General features: G+C 47.3%; 21 protein-coding genes, 1 tRNA gene, 1 pseudogene and 1 riboswitch. Of the genes and pseudogenes, 6 read left to right on the top strand and 17 right to left on the bottom strand.

Translation table 11 applies throughout. The features are described from left to right. Positions 1-96: 96 nt before the first annotated feature. Together fadJ and fadI are read right to left on the bottom strand one after the other, a co-directional pair. Positions 97-2,256 carry a fatty acid oxidation complex subunit alpha FadJ gene (fadJ, locus tag J3U76_RS11555; RefSeq protein ID WP_208006126.1) on the bottom strand — a complete coding sequence of 720 codons (2,160 nt, stop codon included), beginning with the start codon at positions 2,254-2,256 and terminating at the stop codon, positions 97-99. Then, positions 2,256-3,569, bottom strand: a complete 1,314-nt coding sequence (gene fadI, locus J3U76_RS11550; RefSeq protein ID WP_208006125.1) for an acetyl-CoA C-acyltransferase FadI — start codon at positions 3,567-3,569, stop codon at positions 2,256-2,258. The genes fadJ and fadI overlap by 1 nt, the downstream gene beginning before the upstream one ends. 451 nt (positions 3,570-4,020) lie before the next feature. Here fadI and putP point away from each other — a divergent pair, with 451 nt between their 5' ends. From putP to J3U76_RS11535, 3 genes are all read left to right on the top strand, one after another. Beyond that, entirely contained in the window at positions 4,021-5,493 is a 1,473-nt protein-coding gene (gene putP, locus J3U76_RS11545) for a sodium/proline symporter PutP (RefSeq protein WP_208006124.1), read from the top strand. 164 nt (positions 5,494-5,657) lie between these two features. Further along, positions 5,658-6,926, top strand: a complete 1,269-nt coding sequence (locus J3U76_RS11540; RefSeq protein ID WP_208006123.1) for an outer membrane protein transport protein — start codon at positions 5,658-5,660, stop codon at positions 6,924-6,926. Between the two features lie 118 nt (positions 6,927-7,044). Then, positions 7,045-8,268 carry an EAL and HDOD domain-containing protein gene (locus J3U76_RS11535; protein ID WP_208006122.1) on the top strand — a complete coding sequence of 408 codons (1,224 nt, stop codon included), beginning with the start codon at positions 7,045-7,047 and terminating at the stop codon, positions 8,266-8,268. Positions 8,269-8,330: 62 nt separating this feature from the next. Here J3U76_RS11535 and J3U76_RS11530 read toward each other — a convergent pair whose 3' ends face one another. Next, positions 8,331-9,908 (bottom strand): Na+/H+ antiporter NhaC family protein, encoded by a 1,578-nt coding sequence (locus tag J3U76_RS11530; RefSeq protein ID WP_208006121.1) that lies wholly within the window; start codon positions 9,906-9,908, stop codon positions 8,331-8,333. A 68-nt stretch (positions 9,909-9,976) separates the two neighbouring features. Continuing rightward, positions 9,977-10,164: riboswitch (Lysine riboswitch) on the bottom strand. 385 nt (positions 10,165-10,549) lie between these two features. On the opposite strand from J3U76_RS11530, the gene J3U76_RS11525 reads away from it, so the two are divergent. Next, positions 10,550-10,960 carry an H-NS family histone-like protein gene (locus tag J3U76_RS11525; RefSeq protein ID WP_208006120.1) on the top strand — a complete coding sequence of 137 codons (411 nt, stop codon included), beginning with the start codon at positions 10,550-10,552 and terminating at the stop codon, positions 10,958-10,960. A gap of 116 nt (positions 10,961-11,076) precedes the next feature. Here the strand turns inward: J3U76_RS11525 and J3U76_RS11520 are convergent, their stop codons facing one another. From J3U76_RS11520 to J3U76_RS14625, 8 genes and pseudogenes are all read right to left on the bottom strand, one after another. Further along, positions 11,077-11,304 (bottom strand): DUF3820 family protein, encoded by a 228-nt coding sequence (locus J3U76_RS11520; protein WP_341534342.1) that lies wholly within the window; start codon positions 11,302-11,304, stop codon positions 11,077-11,079. 353 nt (positions 11,305-11,657) lie between these two features. Next, positions 11,658-12,365: an orotidine-5'-phosphate decarboxylase gene (gene pyrF, locus J3U76_RS11515; RefSeq protein WP_208006119.1), complete on the bottom strand. Its 708-nt coding sequence runs from the start codon at positions 12,363-12,365 to the stop codon at positions 11,658-11,660. 113 nt (positions 12,366-12,478) lie between these two features. Beyond that, positions 12,479-13,648, bottom strand: coding sequence for a lipopolysaccharide assembly protein LapB (lapB, locus tag J3U76_RS11510; protein ID WP_208006118.1), 1,170 nt, complete (start codon positions 13,646-13,648; stop codon positions 12,479-12,481). 8 nt (positions 13,649-13,656) lie between these two features. After that, entirely contained in the window at positions 13,657-13,944 is a 288-nt protein-coding gene (locus tag J3U76_RS11505) for a lipopolysaccharide assembly protein LapA domain-containing protein (RefSeq protein ID WP_208006117.1), read from the bottom strand. Between the two features lie 105 nt (positions 13,945-14,049). Beyond that, positions 14,050-14,340, bottom strand: a pseudogene (gene ihfB, locus J3U76_RS11500) (integration host factor subunit beta); the annotation flags it as partial. Positions 14,341-14,396: 56 nt separating this feature from the next. Further along, positions 14,397-16,067, bottom strand: a complete 1,671-nt coding sequence (rpsA, locus tag J3U76_RS11495) for a 30S ribosomal protein S1 (protein WP_208006115.1) — start codon at positions 16,065-16,067, stop codon at positions 14,397-14,399. Positions 16,068-16,221: 154 nt separating this feature from the next. Next, positions 16,222-16,902: a (d)CMP kinase gene (gene cmk, locus J3U76_RS11490; RefSeq protein WP_208006114.1), complete on the bottom strand. Its 681-nt coding sequence runs from the start codon at positions 16,900-16,902 to the stop codon at positions 16,222-16,224. A gap of 37 nt (positions 16,903-16,939) precedes the next feature. After that, positions 16,940-17,062 carry a hypothetical protein gene (locus tag J3U76_RS14625; RefSeq protein WP_279382283.1) on the bottom strand — a complete coding sequence of 41 codons (123 nt, stop codon included), beginning with the start codon at positions 17,060-17,062 and terminating at the stop codon, positions 16,940-16,942. A gap of 76 nt (positions 17,063-17,138) precedes the next feature. Between J3U76_RS14625 and ribA the strand changes: the two genes are divergently transcribed. Beyond that, a complete protein-coding gene (ribA, locus tag J3U76_RS11485; protein ID WP_208006113.1) occupies positions 17,139-17,735 on the top strand; it encodes a GTP cyclohydrolase II in 597 nt (198 codons plus the stop codon). A gap of 55 nt (positions 17,736-17,790) precedes the next feature. Here the strand turns inward: ribA and J3U76_RS11480 are convergent, their stop codons facing one another. The 6 genes from J3U76_RS11480 to J3U76_RS11455 all read right to left on the bottom strand — a co-directional run bounded on the left by J3U76_RS11480 (position 17,791) and on the right by J3U76_RS11455 (position 25,090). Next, a complete protein-coding gene (locus J3U76_RS11480) occupies positions 17,791-19,506 on the bottom strand; it encodes a PTS fructose-like transporter subunit IIB (protein WP_208006112.1) in 1,716 nt (571 codons plus the stop codon). Further along, entirely contained in the window at positions 19,506-20,462 is a 957-nt protein-coding gene (gene pfkB / locus J3U76_RS11475; protein WP_208006111.1) for a 1-phosphofructokinase, read from the bottom strand. The genes J3U76_RS11480 and pfkB overlap by 1 nt, the downstream gene beginning before the upstream one ends. Then, positions 20,462-23,395, bottom strand: coding sequence for a phosphoenolpyruvate--protein phosphotransferase (ptsP, locus tag J3U76_RS11470; protein WP_208006110.1), 2,934 nt, complete (start codon positions 23,393-23,395; stop codon positions 20,462-20,464). Before ptsP ends, pfkB begins: the two co-directional genes overlap by 1 nt. Positions 23,396-23,519: 124 nt before the next feature. Beyond that, complete coding sequence (locus J3U76_RS11465) at positions 23,520-24,209, bottom strand: SDR family NAD(P)-dependent oxidoreductase (protein ID WP_208006109.1); 690 nt, start codon at positions 24,207-24,209, stop codon at positions 23,520-23,522. Positions 24,210-24,230: 21 nt separating this feature from the next. Then, on the bottom strand, positions 24,231-24,920 hold the full coding sequence (locus J3U76_RS11460) for a pseudouridine synthase (protein WP_208006108.1): 690 nt from the start codon (positions 24,918-24,920) through the stop codon (positions 24,231-24,233). A 79-nt stretch (positions 24,921-24,999) separates the two neighbouring features. Then, positions 25,000-25,090 (bottom strand) — tRNA-Ser (locus tag J3U76_RS11455). A 278-nt stretch (positions 25,091-25,368) separates the two neighbouring features. Here J3U76_RS11455 and J3U76_RS11450 point away from each other — a divergent pair. Then, complete coding sequence (locus J3U76_RS11450; protein WP_208006107.1) at positions 25,369-26,028, top strand: Bax inhibitor-1/YccA family protein; 660 nt, start codon at positions 25,369-25,371, stop codon at positions 26,026-26,028. Positions 26,029-26,147 lie beyond the last annotated feature (119 nt).

The following is a 26,147-nucleotide window of genomic DNA, read 5'->3' as shown; positions in this document are numbered from 1 at the left end:
CTCGGCGCTGTACAAATAACCCAAACCGGGGCTTTTCTTTAATGCAAGGCATACAGCGTTAAAGGTACGGCTTTCTTTTCGCTTGGCGCTGAAATATTAATAATAGCTTTTTCCTGCTTCTGCTAAACGACGTAGCGGCTCGCAGGGTGCGAAGCGCTCGCCGTATTTGCGACTGTACTCTTGCATTTTGTCAATCACAGTGGGTATGCCTAACTGGTGCATATAAAAGAAAGGGCCACCGGCAAAGGGCGGAAAGCCAATGCCAAATACTGCGCCTACATCTCCGTCTCGCGCAGAGTTTACCACTCCCTCATCAAGGGCAATGGCCGCTTCGTTTAACATCAGTAATACACAGCGCTCGGCTAAATCCTGAGCAGGCAGCTGGCTTTGTGCCTTAATATTTAGCAGTTTATAAAGGCTTTCATCCACGGGTTTGGCTTTGTTACTGCGCTTTTTCTCATTGTAGCGATAAAAGCCGCGGCCATTTTTCTTACCATGGCGATCATCATCCAATAAGGTAGAAAAGACATCGGGGGCTTTAAAACGCTCACCTAATTCTTGCGTTAAAATAGGCGAGATTTTCGCCGCCACATCAATGCCTACTTCATCCAGCAAAGTCATGGGGCCGACCGGAAAACCATAATCCACCAAGGCGTTATCAATCACCTCTATCGGCTCGCCTTCAAGTAAGAGTCGTGCTGCCTCATTAAGATACGGCGCTAAAATACGGTTAACATAAAAACCGGCGCTGTCTTTTACCACAATCGGGGTTTTACCCTGTGCTCGTGCCAATTTAAGCGCACTCGCCACCGCTGTGGCGCTAGTATCAGCATGAGGAATGATTTCTGCCAACGGCATTTTATCTACCGGGCTAAAATAATGTAGGCCGAGTATCTGCTCTGGCCGTGCCGCGCCCTCGGCAATTTGGTGAATGGGTAACGAGGAGGTATTAGTGGCAAACACCGTATGCGAAGGACAATGGGCTTCAACTTCGGCCACCATATTTCGCTTCACTTCTATATCTTCAAATACCGCCTCAACCACCATATCTACCCGTTCAAAGCCGCTGTAATTGAGGGTGCCGGTAATGCGGCTTAGCTGTTGCTTCATTTCAGTGTCACGCAAGTGGCGTTTGCGCACTTTTGTGGCCAGCAAGCCGTGAGCATTGGCCATGGCTTGGTTAATACCTTTATGGGAAATATCTTTTATGCGCACCGGCAGTTGAGCTTTAGTGGCACTAACAAAGGCAATACCGCCGCCCATTAAGCCGCCCCCTAATACCCCAATATGCTCTAAGGTTGCCGGGCTTGCGCCTTGCCACTGGGTTTCTTTTTTCATTTCGGTGGTGGCAAAAAACAGCTGACGTAAGGCGCCCGACTCTGGGCTCATCACCAGCTCGCCAAAGGCTCGGGCTTCGGCCGCCAGCCCTTGCTTTATACCCTGTTCAAATCCCACTTTAACCACATCCAGTAATTTTTTCGGCGCAGGGTAATTACCCCGTGTTTTGGCGGTCACCGTACTCAGCGCTTTATCAAATACTAACTTTCTGCCCAGTGGGTTGTCTTCTAATGCCCGAGTACTTAAAGCGCGTTTCGCAGACGAGCTTGGTTTGCCCTTGCGCGCCATGGCCACGGCGGTATCCAGCAAAATACTGGCGGGCACCATATCGTCAACCAAACCGGCTTTTAGCGCTTGCTTGGCCCGCAGTTGCTTACCGGTTAACATCATATCTAGCGACTTAGTTAAGCCCACCAGCTTGGGTAAGCGCTGGGTACCACCAGAGCCCGGAATTAACCCTAATTGCACCTCGGGTAAACCTAGGCGAGTTTTTGCATCATCACTGCACACTCGGCCATGACACGCCATGGCTAATTCAAGCCCGCCACCTAAACAAGGGCCATGAATAGCAGCAATTAAGGGCAGTTCAAGCTCACCGAGCTGATTAAAGATATCTTGCCCCGCTTTAGATAAGGCTTCGGCTTGCTCGGCACGGGTGCAGGCCGCCAGCATATTTACATCGGCGCCGGCAATAAATGAGTCAGGCTTGCCTGAACATACCACTAAACCGGTTAAGGCTTTGTTGGCCTTAATATCGGCCAGCAAGCTGTTAATTTCTTCCACAAAACTGTCGCGCAGCGTATTCATGCGCTCACCCGGCACGTCCATGGTAATAATGCCAATTCCATCTTGCTCATCTAGCCTAAATGCAGAGCCCTGTGGCTGCTCAGTTGGCGTGCTTTGTATGACATCTTTCATTATTGTGCCCCCTCCAATACCATGGCCACTCCTAACCCACCTGCCGCACAGGCGGTGGTGAGCGCCAAGCCGCCACCACGGCGATTAAGCTCGGTCAGGGTTTGGGTGATCATGCGTGCTCCCGTCGCCGCAAACGGATGGCCATAAGCCAGTGATCCGCCTAACACATTAAATTTCTTCATATCAATTTCCCCTATCGCCTGCTCGCGATTGAGTTTTTGCTTGGCAAACTCGGTACTGGCAAATAGCTTAATATTGGCCAAGGTTTGCGCTGCAAACGCTTCATGCATATCAATTAAATCCATGTCTGCCAGCGTGCACCCAGCTTTATCGAGTGCCAGCGGTGTGGCATAAGTCGGCCCCAGCAGCATGTCTTCTGCTACATCAATGGCGGCATAGGCATAACTGCGTAAATAGCCCAGCGGTTGTAGCCCTAATGCTTTGGCGCGGCTTTCGGTCATCATAAGTATTGCCGCTGCGCCATCGGTTAGTGGGGTACTGGTGGCGGCGGTCACTGTGCCGTGGCGCTTATCAAAGGCCGGTTTTAGCTTGCTGTAATCAGCAAGATTTGACTCGGTGCGAATATTATTGTCTTGCTCAAAGGCGGCCTTAAAAGGCGGCGTATAAGTGGCCATCACTTGTTCGCTTAAGCGCTCTTGTTGCCATGCCTCGCTGGCTAATTGATGAGAGCGATGCGCCAGCTCATCTTGCGCTTGTCGACTAATGCCATGGCTTTTAGCCATTTGCTCCGCCGTCTGCCCCATAGTCAGCCCGGTTGAATATTCGGCGACTGCAGGAGGCACAGGGGCGAAGTCTTTAGGTCGTAATCGACGCAAAATAGCCAACTTGGTGCGCCACGTTTTAGCCTTACTTAAATCTAATAATGCTTCGGCTAAGCGCTTTGATACCCCTATTGGCAAAACAGATGACGAGTCTGCGCCGCCGGCAATGCCCACCTCTACCTGCCCTGCTAACATTGACTCTGCCAAGCTAGACACGGCTTGAAAACTGGTGGCACAGGCGCGCGTCACACTGTATGCATCTGTGTGTACGGGCAGTGAACTGGCCAAAACTATTTCTCGAGCAATATTAGGCGCTTTGGGCATTTGCACCACTTGACCAAACACCAGTTGCTGCACCTCATCGGCCGCCATGGGCGTGCGCGCCAGCAATTCGTTAACCACAATAGTGCCAAGCTCTAGGGCAGGAATACCGCGAAATGCACTCGATTGGCGAGCAAAGGGGGTTCTGAGTCCCGACACAATGGCGATGCGATCGCCCTTGGCCGTTGTTAGTGGATTAGTTGGCAACATGTATACTCCTTTATAAGGTATGAGTCGCACTTGGCAAATGGGCATTAACCAGCCACACAGACACAAGAGGTCTGACCTCGCAACATCCTAGCAAATAATTAACAAGGATCAAACATAGCCGCTTGGTAAGCGGTAAGCCGTCAGCTGTCAGCTGTCAGCTGTCAGTTAAAAGCAAACAGCATTCCACGTTATAAAGCCTGAGTGATTGCGCCGTTTTTTTGTGCGCCAGTACTAATAAATGACTAAAACCCATCATTTATAGTGCTTATTTGGTCATTCTTTCTTCTCAATTGTTCGCTTATTATGCAGTTAAGTCATATGGTTAGAGTTATCGAGAGTTATTCGATTTTATGCGGTAAGATTCGCCTCGATTTACTATCGAGCTGATTGGCTCTTATCTTACTTTTACTCCATGGAAGCGAACGCGCTGTTCGACACAACAGGAAACGCTATGACCATCGAACTCCCCATATTAATCACCTTTGTTGGTTATCTTATTATTACCATGTTAATTGGTGTCATTGCTTATAGAGCCACTAGCTCGTTAAGTGACTATATCCTAGGTGGCCGCCGCTTAGGCCCTGGGGTGGCTGCACTTAGTGTGGGCGCCTCAGACATGAGTGGTTGGCTATTGCTGGGCTTGCCTGGCGCCGTTTACCTTTATGGTATTAGTCAGGCTTGGATTGGCATTGGCTTAGTAATAGGTGCTTGGCTTAACTGGTTGTTTGTTGCTAAACGCTTGCGTGTCTATACCGAGCAGGCAAACGACTCTTTAACCCTACCCGACTTTCTAGAAAATCGACTGGCTGATCGATCAGGCTTAATTCGCGTGATTTCGGCATTCACCATTTTGGTGTTTTTTGCCTTTTATACCGCTTCAGGTTTGGTGGCCGGTGCCATCTTATTTGAAAAGGTATTTGCCCTGCCCTATTTGACCGCCCTATTAATTGGTGGTGGCGTGATCATGCTATATACCTTTGCCGGTGGTTTTTTAGCCGTCTCTTGGACCGACTTTTTTCAAGGTATTTTAATGCTATTAGCATTAATTGTGGTGCCTTGGGTGGTAATGAATGAACTTGGCGGCATAAACGAAACCCTAGCGACGCTAGATAATATGAGCGCGGACAAGCTGGATTTCTTCCATGATTTCTCACTGATCAGCGGTTTAAGTTTGCTGGCCTGGGGGCTTGGCTATTTTGGTCAACCCCATATATTGGCGCGCTTTATGGCTATTGACTCTCCTAAGTCAGTGCCGCTATCGCGTCGTATTGCCATGAGCTGGATGATTTTGTCGCTAATTGGCTCAGTAGGTGTGGGTTTAGCAGGGGCGGTATACTTTGCGGATGCGCCACTAGAAAATTCTGAGACCGTATTTTTAGCGCTCGCTAATGCGGTGTTTAACCCTTGGGTGGCGGGCTTACTGATTGCCGCTATTATGTCGGCCATTATGAGCACTATCGACTCACAGCTGTTAGTTTGTTCTTCGGCCATTACTGAAGACTTTTATAAACGCTGGTTGCGCCCTCATGCTCCCGAAAATGAGTTAGTCTGGGTAGGCCGCTTTGCGGTGGTGTTGGTGGCAATTTGCTCTATGGTGATTGCCCTTAACCCTGAGTCGTCGGTATTAGACTTAGTTAGCTATGCATGGGCAGGCTTTGGCGGTGCTTTTGGTCCTGTGATTATTATTGCACTCTCCTGGTCTCGTCTTACGCGCAACGGCGCCTTAAGCGGCATCGTACTGGGGGCACTGACTGTTATAGGCTGGAAACAGCTCTCTGGTGGCCCTTTTGGCATTTTCGATCTTTACGAAATCGTACCAGGTTTTGTGATTTGTACCCTAGCCTGCATCGTGATTAGCCGTTTAGGTACTCCACCAAGTAAAGAAGTGGTATTAGGTTTTAGAAGAATGGAGTCTGAGCTCTAATATTTGATCTTGCTCACACTACGAATTAAAACGCTTGTTTAGTTAAACAAGCGTTTTACTTTTATGTAACATTTAAATATGCTGCCTGTGAGTAAGATTTCATCATTTATTCATGCGCAGCTGTATGGCGCACCACCAACACTAAACTGATGAGAGAGTCTTTCATGAGCCAAAAAACATTGAAGTTATCCTTACTTGCCGCATCCATTGCTTTAGCGGCAGGTCAAGTTCACTCGGCGGCGTTTCAGCTAGCAGAGCAAAACGCTACCGGTCTAGGACGGGCCTACTCGGGTGAAGGCGCAATTGGTGACAACGCCTCTGTATTGGGTCGAAACCCCGCAGCCATGACCTTATTTGATAGTTCTGCCATGTCGGTGGGTGCCGTGCATGTTAATCCCGACATTGATGTAGAAGGTAAAGGGCCGACAGCTCAAGTGGGTCAAGCTGCAGGCTTGCCTACTCATTCAGAAGATATTGGCGACAGTGCCGTGGTGCCCTTCTTTTATTATGTGCAACCCCTAAATGAACAGTGGACTGCCGGCTTTGGCGCCTTTACTAACTATGGGTTATCCACTAGCTATCAAAATAATCATTATGCAGGGGATGTTGCCGGTGGTACTTCTTTAGAAACCATTAACCTTAACCCCAGCATTGCCTTTAAAGCCAATGAGCATATTTCTATTGGTGCCGGCTTTAACGCCGTGTATGCCGATGCTGAAATTATTCGCCATACCGGTATATCATCTGCTGGCATTCCAATGTCTTCTCCGACAACAGAAGCAGTGAACTTAAAAGGGGATGATTGGGGTTATGGCTGGAACTTAGGCTTATTACTAGAAGCTAATGATAATAACCGCTGGGCCTTAACCTATCGTTCTGAGGTCGACTTAACATTAGAAGGGGATTTTTCTAGTACTTTAAGAGGCATTAAATCCCCAGGCAGCGTAGATTTAACACTACCCGCAATTGCAGAAGCTTCAGGCTTTCACCAAATACAGTCTGATTGGGCCCTGCATTACGGCATTATGTGGACAGAGTGGAGTAGCTTTAAAGAGCTAAAAGCTGTCAGCCCCCAAGGCGTAGAGCTATTTCAAAAAGACGAGGGCTTTGATAATAGCTGGCGCATTAGTGCCGGTGCCACCCACCAGCTTAACGATCAATGGACGCTACGTGGCGGTATTGCCTATGACCAATCGCCAGTACCCGAAGATGCGCGCTCTATCTCTATTCCTGATGTAGACCGCACTTGGTATACCTTGGGCGCCACTTATACTTATAACCAAAACTTAAGCTTTGATGCCGCCTTTGCCTTTTTAGACGGTGAGAAAGTTTCTGTGGTAGAAGAAAGCGCGATAAACCCAGCTATGGATTATGAATTTGAATCTGGCGGTGATGCTTACTTATTGGGTTTACAAATGAACTACGCTTTTTAACCTTAACTACTTTCATTTACACTTATTTAAGCGCCCTATTGGGCGCTTTTTTGTTTGCTTTGTTTATCGAAAGACAATGCTGTATATTTGCCACGTTATTGTTTTTGTTGGGATCATTATGCGCTGTTTTGTAGCTAGACAAGCTATTTTAGATGGTCGAGGTAACCCCTTTGGCTATGAACTGCTATTTCGTACTAGCCTAGAAAATCGTTTTCCTGAGGTGGGTGCTGAGGTTGCTACGCGCCGCTTAATGGCCGAACAATTTTTGAGCCAAAAAATTGAAGATTTAGTGGGGCAAGCACTGTGCTTTGTTAATTTCCCTGACTCACTGCTTCGAGAAGGCATGCAAGACAGCTTTGCACAGCAGCAGTTAGTAATTGAGATCTTAGAAGATGCGACCCCTGATGATGCATTATTAGACAGCATTAAGTTTCTAAAACGCTCAGGCTTTAAAACAGCCCTAGATGATCATGTGCCTCATCAAGAATGGGAGAAGTTTTTTCCTTATATCGACTTTATTAAGTTGGATTTGCGTCAGTTTTCAATAGCTCAATGTGCCGCTTTTATCAAAACGTATCGGCGTTACTCACATATTCAATTTATTGCCGAAAAAGTAGAAACTCAGCAAGAATATACTGATGCCAAGGCGGTAGGGTTTGATCTTTTTCAGGGCTATTACTTTCAACAGCCGCAGGTGATTAGTCGACGAATTCTAACCACAGATGAAATGACCGGCTTTGAACTTTTAGCTGCGGTAAATGAGCCAGAGCTTGACTACGATAAACTAGCCGAACTCTTTAGCCGAGATTTATCACTGTCTTACTACCTGTTGCGCCATGTTAATAGCTTGCATAGTGGTTATAAGCAAAAAAGCATCGATAATTTACGCAATGCCATTGTTTTTTTAGGACATCAACAGCTGAGGCGTTTTACCGCCTTAATGATGACAGCTTATATCAGCAAAAATAAAAACATTGAACTATATCGACTATCGATGATCCGAGCAAAATGGTGTGAGCTATTAGCCGAGAAAGTGTGCCCTCATTTGCAAGATGATGCATTTATTTGCGGGCTATTCTCACTACTAGATGCCTTATTAGAAAGACCCATTGCCGATATATTGCCACATTTATCGGTGACTGAACCGGTACAGCAAGCACTGCTAGAGCAAAAGGGACAATTAGGTTTTTTAATGGGTATGATGCAAGATCAAGAACAGGCTAACTGGTTTACTCTAGAGCAACGGTTAAAGTTTGCTAATTTAAACCAGCATGACAGTAGTCAGTTTTATGAAGAAGCCATACAGTGGAGTAACAGACTCGCTAATAGGCATAATACTTAATTTTCGTATAATGGGGTTCTCGCAAGAACCCCATGTAAACGCCTCTCAAGCATAATGTGAGCTTAAACTTTCACCTTATTTTTATGGCCTGATATTTGTATAATGCGCCATACTGCTAACACGACGATAAACCCACCTGTAGCCGCAGCCAACCCCATAGCAACTGACGCTGTATAACCTAGCGCTAAATAGCCAATAATACTGACCACAGCAATGGATAACGCATAAGGTAATTGTGTGATCACATGGTCAATATGGTGACAAGAAGCACCGGTAGACGACAAAATGGTCGTATCAGAAATGGGCGAACAATGATCGCCAAATACTGCCCCTGCCATTACCGCAGACATACCCGGCAATAACAGCTGGGCATCAATCGCCACTGTCATATCGGCGGCTATCGGCAGCATAATACCGAACGTGCCCCAGCTGGTGCCCGTTGCAAATGCCATCACACCAGCTAATAAAAACAAAATGGCCGGTAGCATAAACAATGGAATGTTTTGCTGCACCAAAGAAGCCAGATACTGACCCGTTTTTAATTCACCAATTAAACCGGCTAACGTCCAAGCAAACAACAAGATATAAATAGCCGGTAGCATGCCTTTTACACCCACTAATACTGTCTGCATCCAGGCTGACAGGCTGACGCCCTGCCTTACCATGGCATAAATACAAACCAGCAAGCCTGCAACACCTCCCAATACTAAAGAGCGGCCCACGTCGGTATTTTCTAGCGCGGCTAATACACTAAAGGGAGTTTGAGCATTATCTAGCGCCTGTGCGCCCGTTAATAGCAATGCCAGCACAGTTACCAAGGTAAGCGTGCCTATTGCCAGCAGTAGCTCACTCATGCGCCCTAACTGGTCGCTGGTATCGCTCACTCCAGGCGGTGCGCCTTTACTTTCGTCAAACAGCTGCCCTTGCAGCGCCTGTTGCTCATGGCGTGCCATGGCGCCTAAATCCCAGCCACCTTTAATCACAAACAGCACCATTAACAGGGTAAAAATAGCATAAAAGTTCATGCTCCCCATTAACATAAAGGCGCCTAACGCACTCTGTCCTGTTAAGCTGTGACTGGCCAAAATCCCACCGATTAAAGCAATAATATACGCCCCCCACGAAGAGATGGGCATAAGTACACAAACCGGTGCTGCTGTTGAGTCAAGTAGATAGGCAAGCTTGGCACGGGAAATGTTAAAGCGGTCGGTAACCGGTCGGCAAATAGTACCCACCGATAAGCTATGAAAGTAATCGTCAATAAAAAATAAAAACACTAACAGCCCAGTCATCACCTTTGCTTGGCGCCGATTTTTAATCCTGCTCTGTGCCCATTCAGCAAAGGCCAAGGTGGCTCCTACTCGACTTAGCATACTGATAATACAACCAAGCAAGAGGAGAAATAACAAAATATTTACATTCCACTCATTAATTGTGTTATCAGCCCAAAAAAGCTCTGTAACTTGGTGACCAAGATGAAAAACAGCGGCAAAAGGATTAAATTGTTGCAGCAACAAAACAGCAAGTAGAATCCCTAGCCCTAAAGATAATAAGACTCGGCGGGTAGTAATGGCCAATAGAATGGCAAGTATCGGAGGCAGTAAAGACCAGTAACTTTGAATAAAAGGCTGTAGTTCCACGTCGGCACCAAAATTAAAAATTGTCAATATAATGAGTAGGAGGCCGATATAAAGATCGTCTGCTCTTCCCCAGCTATAGCGCACCATGAATAGTATATCACGACAGTATCAGCCCTTTCGGTACCGATCCCAATGGTGTTACCTGATATAGAGATACCGGACAAATAACACTACTTCGGCATCACTTCCTTTCGTTCAGCACAAAGGTATCATTGCTGGCTGACTTACTGATAAGTGACGCACCTCTACGCAGGCAAGGCGGACGATTTTACTGCCAACAGCACAAAAATCAATACTTTTAACTTGCTAACTCTACCGATAGGTCTATTGCCTACCAGCTTAAAAGTAGAAGTATAAACCAAGTCCAAGATACTAGCCGTTTACCGTTCATAACTCACTCCACATATCTTAACTCTATTGAGTCTCTTTTTAATATGGGCAACAGATAACAAGATTAATTAACAGTCACCCACTTCTAATTAGCAATAAGCTTTTGCAAAATGCAAAGCCATATTGGTGAGTTTTCCTCGTTATTCACTGTATTTATTCGCTACAATAAATAATTGAGTAATTAACTTGCTAGATTTAATATGAAGATGTAGATTTAGAGAATAATAAAATATATAACTTAGGTGAATGCAATGACTGACTTTTTGAAAACACTATTAAACATTCGTAGCTTACGTGCTGCAACCCGTGACTTAACGCTTGATCAAATGGAAGAAGCGCTAGCAAAACTGTCTTCTGTTATTGAAGAACAACGAGAAACTAAAGCCGCCGAACAAGCAGCAGCTCAAGAGCGCGATCGCAAGCTTAAAGAATACATGGACCAAATGGCTGCAGACGGAATTGATATTAGCGATTTGATAGAATTAGCAGAGCCAACCAAAAAGGTAAGTAAGCCACGCGCTAAGCGCCCTGCTAAGTACGAATTTTACGACGAGAACAATGAATATAAAACATGGACTGGCCAAGGCCGTAAGCCTACCCCCATCAAGAAAGCAATTGATGCTGGTACTAAAACGCTAGAAGATTTCTTAATTAAACAGTAAATAATATACTGACAATTAAACAAAAACAGAGCCGCTTGGCTCTGTTTTTGTTTATGTTTTACATATAGCTAAAGAAGTAGACTTTTTTAAACAGGACCTTTTCACTTGCTCGCTTGTTAAGAAGACTCAGGCTGTAATAACTCATATAAGGGTAAATCAACGCCATTAAGCTTTAACTCATACACTAAAGCTAGCTCTTCCCCTAAGTTACCCTTTGGCCAGCCTTTACGTTCAAACCAGCATAAGTAGGCCATGGGTAATTTAAGCAGTGGTCGCCCACTATACTTACCAAATGGCATCGGCTTGCTAATGATAGTTAACAGCTTTGCAGCGGCTTTACTCACATCCGCCTCCTTTGATTAACGGATAAGTACACCCTTATATTATTGTTGTACAGCATAGTATTAAGCTAATACATGCAACCATTAATAATAAACATATTAAGTTATCGTTATCTGTTAGATACCAACAATTAGGATCTGCATCAAGCTAACACAAAGCCATAACACTTAAGGGACGCGTTTATCGCCCTAATATTATTGCCGTCACGACTTCCTAATCAGCTGTTTCTGAGCCCATTTTGTTTAACATATTGCGCTGGCTTTAAAGTGCTGTGTACCTAAAAACAAAAACACCGAGTCAACCCATTCGATGTTTTTCGATGCATCAAGATATCGCTTAGTTGGCGTTAATTAGCCTAAGAGTTAAGGCTGTGATTAATCTCAGCAAGTGTTTGAGCTGGATTGCTCGCTTGTGTGATAGGACGACCAATCACCAAGTAGTCACTGCCTGCAGTTAATGCCTGCTCTGGCGTCATAATGCGTCTTTGGTCGCCCGCATCTGTACCTGCTGGTCGAATGCCAGGCGTAATGAGTTTAAAGTCTTTACCCAACTCTGCTTTTAATAAGCTCGCCTCTTGTGCCGAACATACCACACCATCTAGGCCGGCATCTCGAGTAAGGCGCGCTAAGGCCAACACTTGCTCTGCTGGTGAGCGAGAGACGCCTATTTGCAGTAACTCATCGCCTGTCATGCTAGTGAGTACGGTCACAGCTATCAGTAAGGGCGCTTGGTCGCCATAAGGCACCAATGCTTCTCGTGCTGCTGTCATCATGCGTGAGCCACCACTGGCATGCACATTCACCATCCATACTCCTAGCTCAGCAGCGGCGGCAACGGCTTTCGCCACAGTGTTGGGAATATCATGAAATTTAAGATCCAAAAACACATCAAACCCAGCGTTCACTAAGGTTCGTACAAACTCAGGGCCAAACAGTGTAAACATCTCTTTGCCCACTTTTAAGCGACAAAGCGTGGGGTCTAATTGCTGAATAAGCGCCATGGCTTGCTGCTTATCAGCAAAATCAAGCGCGACCAGAATTTTAGGATCAGGTGAAGTTTGCATACCAAGTTACCTTTTTATTTTTAATCTGTTTTTCCACAAAATACGCGAACAAATAAAGCTGCGCCCAAAGCGGTGTTTCTCTTTGACTGATAGCTGATAGCTTAAAGCTGTGTTTATTCCCCATCTAAACCGCGTAATGGACGAATGCAGCCCCATTGTTTACAAGAAGGACATTGCCAAAATTGAGTTTTAACCGAAAAACCACATTGGCTACATTTATGACTGGGCTTTTGTTTCATTTGCTCAGACACCAAAGAGCCCAGCATATTCAAACTATCTCGTGCTCGGCCCTGCTCTGCATTAGCCGTATGATAAGTCATGAGTCGATGAAAACCTTTCATGGTGGGGTGGCGCTGCAATTGCGATAACACCAGTTGCTCGGCAGCTAACACACCTTGGCTATCAGCCACATAATCAGCCAACATCAGTACCGCACTTGCGCCAGCATCTTCTGCTACCCATAAATGTAAATGGCGAACGAGTTCAGCTTCATCATCTAATTGCTGGTAGCAATATTGTATATCTGCTAATACTTCGCCAATAAAGTCCGCATCTTGCTGGGTGACGTCAAGTAGACTGGTTAGTGCCTGCTTCCATTGCTGCTGAGCCATAAATAGCGACCCTAAGCGAATGTTGGCCCGCACACAGCCAGCATCGGTTTTAAGTGCTTTTTTAAATTGCACCATGGCGCCTTTAATATCTTGCTCTCGCCAATGCTGTTCAGCTAACTCACAATAGAAATGCCCCATTGGGATCAGGGCTTTCATGCCTTGACGTTTTTTTAGTCGGGCTGCCATATCGATAGCTTTTTCCCAATCTTTTAGCTGTTGGTAGATAAGCAATAATTGACTGAGTGCTTCTTCTTCATAGTCGGGGTCACTTTTTAGCTCAATCAGAATATGTTCGGCCCTGTCTAATAACCCCGCCGTTAAAAAATCGCGCGCAAGCTCCAACATAGCCAAGTGGCGTTGTTCTAATAATAAATTAGGTCGCGCAACCAAATTTTGATGAATACGAATCGCGCGATCCACTTCGCCTCGAGAACGAAATAAATTACCGAGCGCAAGGTGGGTTTCAATGGTTTCGCTGTCTACTTGCAACAATTGAATAAAGAGATCAACCGCTTTGTCTGGCTCGTCAGACAGCAAAAAGTTTAACCCGGCAACGTATTGCCGGGAGAAATGAGTGGATTTATTTTGAACGTCTTGCCGAACTCCTCTGCGCCCCATATACCAGCCATAGGCCGCAGCAACCGGAAGCAGCAGAAATAATAATTCCAGCATAAGGCTTATTAATCCTTAATAGGTAAGGCCCTAAGCTCTTCTAGCTCTCTGTGTTGACGTTCAACTTTTTTTCGCAGCCCAGTGTTTTTCATTCTTAGGCGCAACAGTACAACACCGAATACCAACCAGCCCACAACAAAACCGGCTACAAAAATCACCGCCAATAATGATGAAAGACGATAATCGCCCTGAGCTAACAGGTAATTAACATGCACTAACTGATCGTTTTGTATGCCCAGTGTTAAACCGACGGCAAATAAAATAATCAGAATAATTAGGCCAATAATTATCTTCACCTTATCCTCTCAACTTACTGATTTTGAGTATCAGTATTATCGCGGAAAATAAACGTTCTCGCTAGTCGCGCTGCCATAAAAAGAGATATAGCACTCACAGTTATACTAGGCTGAGTTAACGCGTTCGCGTAATTCTTTACCGGGTTTAAAGTGCGGTACGTATTTACCGGTTAATGCGACTTTTTCACCGGTTTTAGGGTTACGCCCTTGACGAGGTGCACGATAGTGTAATGAAAAACTACCAAAACCTCTAATTTCAATGCGGTCACCGGTTTCTAAGGTCGCCGACATTTGCTCAAGTATTCCCTTAACTGCCTCTTCTACTTCTTTAGCAGATAAATGGCTGTATTGTTCTGATAGTTTCTCAATAAGATCGGATTTAGTCATCATTCCTCCTGATAGACAAGCAACAAAAAGGGGGCACTAAGGCCCCCTTTTACAGTCCGATAGGCTTATTCGCCTTTGGCTGCCTTAAAGGCTTCGGCCATTGCACTTAGACCAACATCTTCTGGCTGCTGTTGGTTAAGGTTATCTAGAACCACTTTATCTTCAGCTTCGTCTTTCGCACGGATAGACAAGCTTAAAGTACGGTTCTTACGATCAACACCCATGAAGCGTGCTTCGATTTCTTCACCTACTGTTAATACAGTAGATGCGTCTTCGATGCGGTCACGAGAGATATCAGCAACGCGTACATAACCTTCTACGCCTTCTGCCATCTCTACTACTGCGCCTTTGGCATCAACAGCTGTGATAGTACCTTTAACAATAGCACCTTTCTTGATATCAGCTAAGTAAGCATTGAACGGATCTTCGTCAATTTGCTTAACGCCTAAGCTGATGCGCTCGCGCTCTGGGTCAACTTGCAGTACAACTGCATCAATTTCGTCGCCTTTCTTGAATTCACGAACTGCTTCTTCGCCGCCGTTCCAAGAAATGTCAGACAAGTGAACCAGACCGTCGATGCCGCCGTCTAGACCGATAAAGATACCGAAGTCAGTGATTGACTTGATCTTACCAGAAACACGGTCGCCCTTGTTGTGGGTTTCCGCAAACAGCTGCCATGGGTTAGCTTTACACTGCTTAAGACCCAGAGAAATACGACGACGCTCTTCGTCGATATCCAATACCATTACGTCTACGTTGTCACCAACAGAAACCACTTTAGATGGGTGGATGTTCTTGTTAGTCCAATCCATTTCAGACACGTGTACCAGACCTTCAACGCCTTCTTCGATTTCTACGAAGCAACCGTAGTCAGTTAGGTTGGTTACACGGCCAGATAAGCGCGTGCTTTCTGGGTAACGGCTAGCGATTTCTACCCATGGATCTTCGCCTAACTGCTTCAGGCCTAGAGATACACGAGTACGCTCACGGTCATACTTCAGTACTTTAACGTTGATTTCGTCGCCTACGTTAACGATTTCACTTGGGTGCTTAACACGCTTCCAAGCCATATCGGTAATGTGTAGCAGGCCATCTACGCCGCCCAAGTCTACGAAAGCACCGTAGTCGGTCAGGTTCTTAACGATACCTTTAACTTCTTGACCTTCTTGCAGATTCTCAAGCAACTGCTCGCGCTCTGCACTGTTTTCAGTTTCAATAACAGCACGACGAGAAACCACAACGTTATTACGCTTTTGGTCTAGCTTGATAACTTTAAACTCAAGCTCTTTCCCTTCTAGGTGCAAGGTGTCACGTACTGGACGTACGTCAACCAGCGAACCAGGTAGGAAAGCACGGATGGTGTTTACTTCAACAGTAAAGCCGCCTTTCACCTTGCCGTTGATCACACCGATAACGGTTTCTTGATCTTCGTAGGCTTTTTCTAGCTGCAACCAAGATTCATGGCGCTTCGCTTTTTCGCGGGAAAGCAGAGTCTCACCGAAACCGTCTTCTACAGCGTCTAGTGCAACGTCTACAACGTCACCAACGCTGACTTCCATTTCGCCTTGCGCGTTTTTAAACTGCTCGGCAGGAATGGCAGATTCAGACTTCAGGCCTGCGTCAACCAGAACGATACCGTTCTGAATAGCAACAACAGTACCTTTAACTATGGAACCCGGACGGGTTTCTAGTTCTTTCAGAGACTCTTCAAAGAGTTGAGCAAAAGATTCAATCATATTTAATGAATACGCTTTTTAAGTTGAACATCCATAGGGCAATCCAGCTCCGATGGGGTGATTAAAGTAAACCCACTTCATCCTTGACGCGGGCAGGCTCAAGCAATGTGCTTGACGTACAATAAATGATCTTATTTAACCGAATAGCTGATGGCTAGCCTGCGATACACGCCTGAGTATGACTTAACACTATATCTAGTACTTCTGTAATAGATAAATCAGTTGAATCAATCACTAACGCATCGTCTGCAGCTTTCAGTGGTGCAACGGTTCTATTACGATCCCGCTCATCACGCGCCTTAATTTCGCTTAAAAGACGGTCAAAACTAACATCAAAACCCTTATCTTGCAACTGAAGAAGACGTCGATTCGCCCTTTCCTCTGCGCTGGCATCTAAAAATATTTTCACCTGTGCATCAGGAAACACCACAGTGCCCATGTCTCGACCGTCTGCAATTAGCCCGGGTAAACCACGAAACGCCCGCTGGCGGCGCAATAACGCTTCGCGTACCCGCGGAAACGCCGCTATTTTACTGGCGGTATCGCCCATTTTTTCGGTGCGGATAGTGTGTGAAACATCCTCCCCTTCAAGAATGGTTTTTACATCGCCTTCTTGTATGGGAAATTGCACATCTAAATGCGCCGCTAACGGCACTAACGCCGCTTCATCATCTAGCGCAACATCATGATGCAAAGCAGCAAGGGCCAACACCCGATAAATAGCCCCAGAGTCCAGTAAATGCCATTCTAATTTTTCGGCAAGTAACTGACAAAGGGTTCCTTTACCTGCACCGCCTGGGCCATCCACAGTAATAACGGGCGCTTTTTCAGTCATGGCTCTCTCCAGTCAAACATTAAGTTGAGCAGCGATATCAATGACGTTTATGATCATTGGGCTGCTGCATGGCGCGCATTATACGCAACTTAACCGGCAAATATATCTCTTCGCCTTGTTTACACGCCAATAACTGCCATTTAATGCCCCTTATGTGCATTGTATCTATACCTGCAGCGCCATCCGCCTTACAATAGCCATTATTTTTTATTATTTGTAAACCAAAGAGGAACGCCATGAGCAGTGTTACCCGGATGGCACACTCAAAATTGCCAACCCCTTGGGGCACCTTTACCCTGATCGGATTTGAAGAAAAAGGGACAGGCAAGGATCATGCCGCACTGGTAATGGGTGCCATTGATGATGACTTACCCGTGTTAGGCCGAATTCACTCTGAATGTTTAACCGGTGATGCCTTATTTAGCCTGCGCTGCGACTGTGGCTTTCAGCTGCAAGCGGCCATGGAAAACATTGCAAATGAAGGCCGAGGCATTCTGCTTTATGTGCGCCAAGAAGGCCGCGGCATAGGTCTACTCAATAAAATTCAGGCTTATAACTTGCAAGACCAAGGTAAAGACACCGTAGAGGCAAACGTAGAGTTAGGCTTTGATGCTGATATGCGCGATTACACTATTTGCGCCGATATGCTGCGCGAGCTAGGTGTTAAACAGATGCGGTTAATGACCAACAACCCACGCAAAGTGGCCGCCATGACCGAATTTGGCATTGATGTAGTGGAGCGAGTGCCTTTAAAAGAGGGGCGCAACCCCTTTAACGAGCACTATCTAGACACCAAAGCCGGCAAACTTGGTCACATGTTTAAAGACGAATAACGAATAAAAAGGGTCGGAGTCATTTCTCCATAGAGAAAATGACTCCGACCCTTTTTTATAACATATCAACATCACTGCGCTTAATAATGGCGTAGCTAATGGCGGTAACCATAGCACCCGCGGCAATGGCGAGGGCATACCCACCTAGGGGGTGAATGGCATTAGGAATAAAAAACACAAATATGCCACCGTGAGGCGCTAATAACTTAGCTCCAAACACCATAGATAAGGCCCCCGTTATGGCTCCACCTAGCATGCAGCACGGGATCACCCGCAGTGGGTCTCGGGCAGCAAACGGAATGGCGCCCTCAGAAATAAAGCACAACCCCAGCACGCAAGCCGCTTTGCCTGCTTCTTGCTCTGCGGCATTAAATTTATGCCGCGCCACAAAGGTGGCCACTCCCATGCCCAGTGCAGGTACCATACCCGCAGCCATGGCCGCCGCCATAGGGCCGTAGGTTTGTGATGCTAATAACCCCACCGAGAAAGCATACGCGGCCTTGTTTACTGGCCCGCCCATATCAAAACACATCATGGCACCAATCAGCACCCCTAATAAAACGGCATTGGTAGATCCCATATTATTTAAAAACTCGGTCAGTGCATTCATCACCCAGGCCACGGGCGTACCCACCACATAAATCATAATTAAACCCGTGAATAAACTGGCGAATAAGGGGATAACTAAAATGGGTTTAAGCGCCGATAAACTGGTGGGCATGGGCACTTTTTGCGCCAGCCAGCGGGCACAGTAACCCGCTAAAAAACCACTGATAATACCGCCTAAAAAGCCGGCGCCTAGGGTACTGGCTAACATACCGCCAATCATACCTGGGGCAATACCCGGCCTATCGGCAATGGAATAGGCGATATAACCCGAGAGTACTGGGATCATTAACGCAAATGCAGAAGCGCCACCAATTTGCATTAAGGCGGCAGCAAGGGAGCCTTCTTGATCAGCGGCATTAATACCAAACACAAACGACAGCGCAATAATTAAGCCCCCTGCCACCACCATGGGTAACATAAAAGAGACCCCGGTTAATAAATGTTGATAAGGCCCCGTTTTCTCCTCAGAAGCAGCACTTGTTTGGCTCGCTTGATTGGCATTATGCACATTGGTTTCTGCCAATGCCTGTTTTAGTGTTTGCTCTGGCAGCTTAAGTGCCTGCCCCGTACTGGTACGATAAAGACGCTTGCCATTAAAGCGGCCGGTATTCACCTCTATATCGGCGGCCACTATTACCACATCAGCCTGTGCAATTTCACTCGCTGTTAGGGTATTTTGTGCCCCCACCGAGCCTTGGGTTTCAACTTTAACATTAATGCCTAACTGGGCGGCACTATCACTCAGCGCTTCTGCCGCCATAAAAGTGTGTGCCACTCCGGTAGGACAAGCAGTAATGGCGACGATATTATGAACGCTAGCTGGTTCACTCAAGCGGTCTTTGTTACTCGCAACATAGGGGGTGGCATTTTGCTGGGCGACAGTGAGCCACTCATCAGGATCGGCAAGCGCCGGTGCAATGGCACTGCAATAAACCGCTTTATTCACAAAGCGCGATAAATTCAACTCAATATCACAAGCAACCACCACTAAGTCAGCACTCGCAATTTCAGCGTCAGTCACGGTATTGTTTGCACTTAAGGGGCTGTGACATTCCACACTGGCATGCCAGCCTCTTTGCAAGGCCGCATGTTTGAGTAATTGGGCAGCTAAATAACTGGTGGTCGTACCATTAGGGCACGCCGTTATAATGATCATCTTCATTACACTCTCCTTGCTGCTCGCTCGGTAATAGTGATCGCCGCTTGATAATCCGCATATTGCTGGCTGCTGTAAATGCCCACGCCAACTTGGGTAACGGCCAGCAGTGATAAGGCGGTGGCGCGGCGTAAAATCGACTCAGGATCAAAGAAGCTGGTGTCTGAGTGAACCAAGCCGACACTTAAGCCTGCAACTAAACTATCTCCAGCGCCAACGGTACTCACCACATCAACCTTAGGTACTTGGGCATGCCAACACTGGGTGGGCGTAAACCAATACACTCCCTGTGCGCCCATTGACACCACCACATGGGCAATGCCTTGCTGTTGTAATTGCCCCGCCGCCGCCATAATGTCGGGTTCATGACTTAAGGTTCGCCCCATCAAGGTGCTCAGCTCATCAATGTTGGGTTTAATTAAGCTGGGCCGCGCTTTAATGCCGGCTTCTAGGGCGGCATGGCTGCTGTCTAATATCACCGCTTTATTATGTTGGCGTCCCCAAGCAATAAGCGCGCTAAACTGCGCCAATGACACCCCTGGCGGCACACTGCCAGAGATCACTAATACCTCCACCTCATCCACGAGTGCGTTTAGCTGCAAACACAGCTTTGACCACGCCGCTTTGGTGACAGCAAGCCCTGGGGTATTAATATCGGTAACACTGCCATCACCCTCACTAATTTTGGTATTAATACGGGTATTGCCCGCCAGCCGCAGACAGTGATCCCTTATACCTTGCTCACTAAATAGCTGGGTGAAAGGGGCGGCGTTATCACGCCCTAAAAAACCGGTGACAATGGGCGTATGGCCGAGGTCACTCAGTACCCGCGCCACATTAATGCCCTTACCTGCTGGGCCAAGGTGCTGGTTGGTCGCAATATTCACCTGATTTTTTTGCAAGCTGGGGATGGTCACACTTAAATCCAGTGCGGGGTTAAGGGTGACAGTGACTATGCTCATCAGCCTGGCTCCTTATCTGGTGCAATGCCTTTTTCAGCTTGGCTCATTAACCGTCGAACACCGGCCGCATCGTCGGCAACTAACGCCTGCTGGGCTAACCACTGGCAGTGCGCAAAAGATAATTGTCGTATTTGTGATTTTACTAACGGCAAACGCGCTAAGCTCACCGATAACTCATCTACGCCTAGCCCCAATAAAATCGGCACAGCTTGGGCATCGGCCGCCAGCTCGCCACACACCCCCACCCATTTACCTTGCTGGTGTGCGGCCTCCACTGTCATTTTTATCAGTTGTAACACACTCGGATGTAACCCATCACCCAGGTAGGCCAACTCACCATTACCCCTGTCTACGGCCATGGTATATTGCGTAAGATCGTTGGTACCAATACTAAAAAAGTCGACTTCTTGCGCAAACACTGGGGCACACAGCGCCGCTGCTGGCACTTCTATCATTATGCCCAGCTCAACTTGCGTCGCGTTAAGCTCGGCTTGTATCTCATTAACCCTGTCTTTTGCCCAGCGCCACTCGGCAATATCAGTGATCATAGGGAACATAATGCGCACCGGCCGGTTATTGGCCGCCATTAATAAGGCGCGAATTTGCGTTTTGAGCAGCGCCGGATGCTGTTGGCATAACCGAATACCGCGCACCCCTAAAAAGGGGTTATCTTCTTTAGGGCTTGACCAGTAAGGCAGGGGTTTATCGCCGCCCACATCTAAGGTGCGCGCCAATAAAGGCCGCCCTTTTAGTGCATCAAATAATGGGCGATATAAGGCGGTTTGGCTAGCAAGATCCGGTGCACTGCGCCGCGACATAAACACAAACTCGGTACGTAACAGCCCAACACCATCGCCACCGGATGCCAGCACTTGCGACGCGTCTTTTATACCACCTAAGTTAGCTGCCACGTCAATGCGGTGCTTATCTTGGGTGATAGCGGCTAGGTCTCGCTCCTCCCACGCCCGCGCTGCTGCTTGCTTAGCTTGGCGTTGTTGCGCTTGGGCTTGCTGGCGTATTGATGCATCGGGGGCGATGGTTAAACAGCCCCGATTGCCATCTAAAATAGCATGAGTCGCGTTTTTAATTGTCATTACAGCGCCATTAACACCCGCTAAGGCCGGAATGCCTAAGGCAGCGGCTAAAATAGCACTATGAGATGCCGCCCCTCCACTTACTGTTACAATGCCTAATACCTGTTGTGGGTCTAGATTAACCAACTGCGAGGGGCCAATTTCTTGAGCGACCCAAATATAAGGATGCTCAGGAGGGATACTGGCGGGACTGTCACATAAAATAGCCATCACACGGCGCCCCACATCACGAATATCGGCGGCGCGCTCTGCTAATAAGGCGTCTTTGTTATTGGCTTGGCGAGTGGCGGCTAAATTAATTTCGCTCCACCAAGCCGCGGGGGCGGATTGGCCTTGGCTAATACGACAATTCACCCCAAAGCTTAATGCGGGATCCGCTAATAGCTCTTGGTGCATCGCTATAATGTCACTCGCCTGAGGGTCGTGGCTGTGGGCCTGTGCCTTGCTTAAGTCATGGCAAGCTTGCTCAATGGCCGCGGCTAACGCGGCTTTTTCTGTCACTGTATCTTCCCCTTGTTGGGGATAGTCAAATTGCACAGCTACATCAACAAACACTGGCCCAATGGCCACGCCTGCGGCGGCGGCTACCCCAGTTAACTCAGTGTTTGGCTCCAGCGTTATCGGCTTAGTTTGAGCCTCATCTTGCGACTGTATTTCATGAGTTGCTTGTTCAGGGGCGAGTACATCTTCGACTAAGTCTTCACCCAATGCCTCTCCCAGCCCCTCTTTAACGCCATTCACCAGTGCAGATACCGCCGCTTCACTATCTGCCCCTGAGGCCGAAAATAACAGCTGGTGCCCGCGCTTTGCGCCTAAACTTATCATTTGCATTAAGCTTTTTGCCGACATCCACTGGCCGTCACCTTCAAGGTTGCGCACCTGTACTTCGGCCTCAAATTGCTTAGCAATCTGTACTAATATGGCCCCAGGGCGGGCATGGATACCGTGGGTATTACGCACCACGGCAATCTGCTCAGTACTATGACGCTGTTGCGCATAAGCCGCAGGCCCTGCCTCTAAGGCGTCAAGTAAGGCGGTGGCTGAGTGTAAAGCCGCCAGTGCAGCTCCTTGCTTGACCGCTAACCAAGCCAGTAATTGATCCAGTAAAGCCTTATGGCCCACCCCTTTCACAAATAACACTAACACCCCACGCACCGCAGGCGTTTGCATAAGCAATGGGCTATGCACATTAGCCGTAACTAAGGCGGCTTGGCTCGGCCCATGACAGGCATTGGTTTGACTTAGCCACCATCCCTGCCCAATATGAATGGGCGCGGCCTGCCTTAACTGGGCTTGCTCTTGTGTGCTGCAAGACACTAACTCTAAGGCGTGATCAGTCAGCTGCAATAAGGTTTCTGCATCCAGCTCGGTCGCGATGTGCACAAGAGGTAACCCCACCTCTTTAGGTTCAGCAGGGTCTTGTAGTAGCGCCAGCACCTGCTCAGGCTCGGTGATCGCCATCACGCGTTTTTGTAGGTTATCTTGAGAGAGGGTTTTAGCCAGCTGTTTAAGTAAATCGAGGTGTTCGTCTGAGCGGGCAGCAATGCCTAATACTAGATAGGCTTTTTCGCCGTCTCCCCACTCCACCCCTTGTGGCAGGTGCAACACTTTAATGCCGGTATTTTGAATCAGGTGTCGGCATGCTTGCGTGCCATGGGGGATGGCAATACCTTGGCCCAGATAAGTCGCGGCTTTTGCTTCTCTAGCCATCATGCCGGCTTGGTAGCCAGAAGCCACATGGCCATCTTCTTCTAGCCAGTGGGCTAGCGCGTGAATAACGGCGTTTTTATCAGCTAACTCGACACCCACTTTAATATCGTTAATCGATAATGCCAGCATGAAATCCATCCCTTGCTTATAGCTTAATAACATCAAACACTAAGCTAAAAGCACGCTAAAAACATCACAGTTTAGGTATTCTGCTGGCATCCTCACACAAACTGTCTGTTTGCAGCCTAATACATCAAGGTTGTATTTCTTGGCCGTCCCATGCAAATAGCCGACCTGAGTCTTGATGAGATAAGTTATCTAACACCATGAGTAAGTCTTGCGCCGCTTGGGCTGGGGTGTGTAATTGCCCCGCGGCCAAACTCGACCGAAAAGGAGAAGACAGCTCTGTCGCCACTGTACCTGGGTGCAGTCCAACTATGCTGGCATGAGGAAAACAGCGCTGCCATTCAATGCTCACCGTTTTTATCGCCATATTAAGGGCAGCTTTGCTCACGCGATAGCTATACCAGCCACCGGCTCTATTATCGCTAATACTGCCCACCCGCGCCGATAAGGCAGCAAACTGTAATGGTGTAGTGCGCGTTAGGCGTTGCGATAATAATTGTGCCATCGCCAAAGTCGGCCAAGTATTAATACGCAGGCTATTATTAAAGGCGGCCTCACTAAGCTGCTCAATACGCTTTTCTGGCTGTTGCTCACCTTGGTGTAGCATGCCGAGGGTGTTAATCACTCGAGCTGGCAAAGGGTAATCGGCAATGGCCTTGGCTAACGCGTCTTGATCGGTATTATCGACGGCCAACCAGTCAACCTCAGCTAACTGGGGGTTAGTACGACTTAAAACTAGTACCTGACTCCCTCGTGCCACACAAGCTTGAGCCAACGCCGCCCCTATGCCACCGCCACCCATTATCCAATATTGCATGACTCACCTCGCTTGCTTAATTTAGGCCGTTAGTATGTCATCAATCCAGTGGGTTAATTGCTGCTGATGGGTTAAAAAATGTGAACCAGAGGTAAAGGGTGCGCGCACGCAAATCGACTTATCTTGATATTCAAAGCCCAGCTGCCAGGCATGTAAATAGCCTCTATCTGACAAGGCTCCCCCATAGCGCGTATCACCTAATATGGGACAAGCTTGGCTTTTTAATGCCACCCTAAGTTGGTGGGTTTTGCCGGTTAGCGGTGCCAATAAAAAGCCCCGCAAGGGCTTTGGGTATGAATTGGGTTCTACAGATGTGGGCGAAGGATCTGCCAATAAACAACTATGAAAACGCGTAATGGCGGGATTGGTTAGTCGGCGAGATAACTTCCAGCTGCCTCCTCGTGCTTTTTCCATATCCCCTTTAACCAGCCCCTGCTTTTTAGTGGGTTTATTAGCAGATAGCGCAACGTAATACTTTTGTGTTTTGCGCTCAGCAAATTGGCGGCTGAGTTCACGATTCGCATCGCGATGACGGGCTAGCAATAATACACCCGTGGTCATTTTATCCAGCCGATGTACCGGATACAGCACTTCTCCTCGCAGCTCACTGAGTAGGCGCACTAGACCCGGTTGATCTCCTTCTTGGTGCATGCCAATGCCAGCGGGCTTATTAATGACCAAATAGTCGGGGTCGGTGCGCAATATATCCATCGCTAAGTCTCTAAGCAGGTTTGGTTTTTTAGAAAGCAAAAAGCCCGCTACGAGTAAACGCAGCGGGCTTTTTGTAAAATGGCGGAGGAGCAGGGATTTGAACCCTGGATGGGCTATAAACCCATGCCGGTTTTCAAGACCGGTGCATTCAACCACTCTGCCACCCCTCCGAACGGGATGAATAATACCTAAGTTAACCGGCCCTTGTAAACGGATAAATCACTATTTTTGTTCAAACGCATATTTTATGCGCACATTGCTGCTAACTCCAGCAATATGCGCTTTCATTGATAGAGCAATCATCACACAACACTCGACAATTCGGCCATTTTATGCCCAAATAGGTGTATTGATTTGCCAATATATTCGGTCAAGTAATGACAACACGGCATTCGCCTTGTTAACTCATACTTAACCCCGTAAAGAAGAAGCTTAAGGAGCTTTGAACATGCGATACCAAAACTCGATTCCACGCACACAAACCAGTGAGCTGGCCACTAATAAGGTATTACGTAATACCTATATGTTGTTAGCCATGACATTAATAGCCGCCTCTTTGGGTGCGGGTGTTAGTGCCATGATGGGGCTGCCTCGTCCTGGCTTAATTATTACTTTAGTCGGCTTTTATGGCCTGATGTTTTTAACCGAAAAAAATCGTGATAGCGGCTTAGGCTTAGTCTTTATTTTCGCCTTTACTGCCTTCACCGGCTACACCATTGGCCCTATTATTAATCACTACCTAAGCTCTGCCAGCGGTACCGAAACCGTGATGCTCGCCTTAGGCGGTACTGCGCTCACTTTCTTATCCTTATCCGCTTATGTACTAACCACCAAAAAAGACATGTCTTTTTTAGGTGGCATGATGATGGCCGGTTTTGTGATTTTACTGGTGGGTGTGGTTGCCAATTTGTTCTTTCACATTCCCGCCCTTAGCCAAGCGCTGAGTGCACTGTTTATCTTGTTCTCCTCTGGCGCAATTTTAATGCAAACCAGTGCCATTATTCATGGCGGTGAGCGCAACTATATTTCAGCCACTATTACCTTGTATGTGTCTATCTTCAATATCTTTTTAAGCCTACTCAGCTTGTTAGGCTTAAGCCGCGACTAAGTTGCAGCTCACTTACAAAAAGCCCCTTGATGGGGCTTTTTTTATGCCTATACGCTATTAATACATGCAGAACGCGCTAAGCTAGTTGCTCAGGTTCTTTGCACTGACAACTTGATTCG

The organism is Oceanisphaera pacifica, from assembly GCF_017498065.1.
Taxonomy (GTDB): Bacteria; Pseudomonadota; Gammaproteobacteria; order Enterobacterales; family Aeromonadaceae; genus Oceanimonas; species Oceanimonas pacifica.
This window is presented reverse-complemented; position numbering and strand designations above follow the sequence as displayed.

What these genes read in the sequence shown, in the direction of transcription:
- pfkB (WP_208006111.1), bottom strand. Translation starts at nt 20,462, where the DNA reads ATGAGCATAGTCACTGTCACCCTTAACCCCGCACTGGATTTAAGTGTG.
- lapB (WP_208006118.1), bottom strand. Translation starts at nt 13,648, where the DNA reads ATGCTGGAATTATTATTTCTGCTGCTTCCGGTTGCTGCGGCCTATGGC.
- J3U76_RS14625 (WP_279382283.1), bottom strand. Translation starts at nt 17,062, where the DNA reads ATGCACATAAGGGGCATTAAATGGCAGTTATTGGCGTGTAAACAAGGC.
- ptsP (WP_208006110.1), bottom strand. Translation starts at nt 23,395, where the DNA reads ATGCTGGCATTATCGATTAACGATATTAAAGTGGGTGTCGAGTTAGCT.
- J3U76_RS11480 (WP_208006112.1), bottom strand. Translation starts at nt 19,506, where the DNA reads ATGAAGATGATCATTATAACGGCGTGCCCTAATGGTACGACCACCAGT.
- J3U76_RS11540 (WP_208006123.1), top strand. Translation starts at nt 5,658, where the DNA reads ATGAGCCAAAAAACATTGAAGTTATCCTTACTTGCCGCATCCATTGCT.
- J3U76_RS11465 (WP_208006109.1), bottom strand. Translation starts at nt 24,209, where the DNA reads ATGCAATATTGGATAATGGGTGGCGGTGGCATAGGGGCGGCGTTGGCT.
- rpsA (WP_208006115.1), bottom strand. Translation starts at nt 16,067, where the DNA reads ATGATTGAATCTTTTGCTCAACTCTTTGAAGAGTCTCTGAAAGAACTA.
- putP (WP_208006124.1), top strand. Translation starts at nt 4,021, where the DNA reads ATGACCATCGAACTCCCCATATTAATCACCTTTGTTGGTTATCTTATT.
- J3U76_RS11450 (WP_208006107.1), top strand. Translation starts at nt 25,369, where the DNA reads ATGCGATACCAAAACTCGATTCCACGCACACAAACCAGTGAGCTGGCC.
- cmk (WP_208006114.1), bottom strand. Translation starts at nt 16,902, where the DNA reads ATGACTGAAAAAGCGCCCGTTATTACTGTGGATGGCCCAGGCGGTGCA.
- fadI (WP_208006125.1), bottom strand. Translation starts at nt 3,569, where the DNA reads ATGTTGCCAACTAATCCACTAACAACGGCCAAGGGCGATCGCATCGCC.
- J3U76_RS11460 (WP_208006108.1), bottom strand. Translation starts at nt 24,920, where the DNA reads ATGGATATATTGCGCACCGACCCCGACTATTTGGTCATTAATAAGCCC.
- fadJ (WP_208006126.1), bottom strand. Translation starts at nt 2,256, where the DNA reads ATGAAAGATGTCATACAAAGCACGCCAACTGAGCAGCCACAGGGCTCT.
- ribA (WP_208006113.1), top strand. Translation starts at nt 17,139, where the DNA reads ATGAGCAGTGTTACCCGGATGGCACACTCAAAATTGCCAACCCCTTGG.
- pyrF (WP_208006119.1), bottom strand. Translation starts at nt 12,365, where the DNA reads ATGCAAACTTCACCTGATCCTAAAATTCTGGTCGCGCTTGATTTTGCT.
- J3U76_RS11525 (WP_208006120.1), top strand. Translation starts at nt 10,550, where the DNA reads ATGACTGACTTTTTGAAAACACTATTAAACATTCGTAGCTTACGTGCT.
- J3U76_RS11535 (WP_208006122.1), top strand. Translation starts at nt 7,045, where the DNA reads ATGCGCTGTTTTGTAGCTAGACAAGCTATTTTAGATGGTCGAGGTAAC.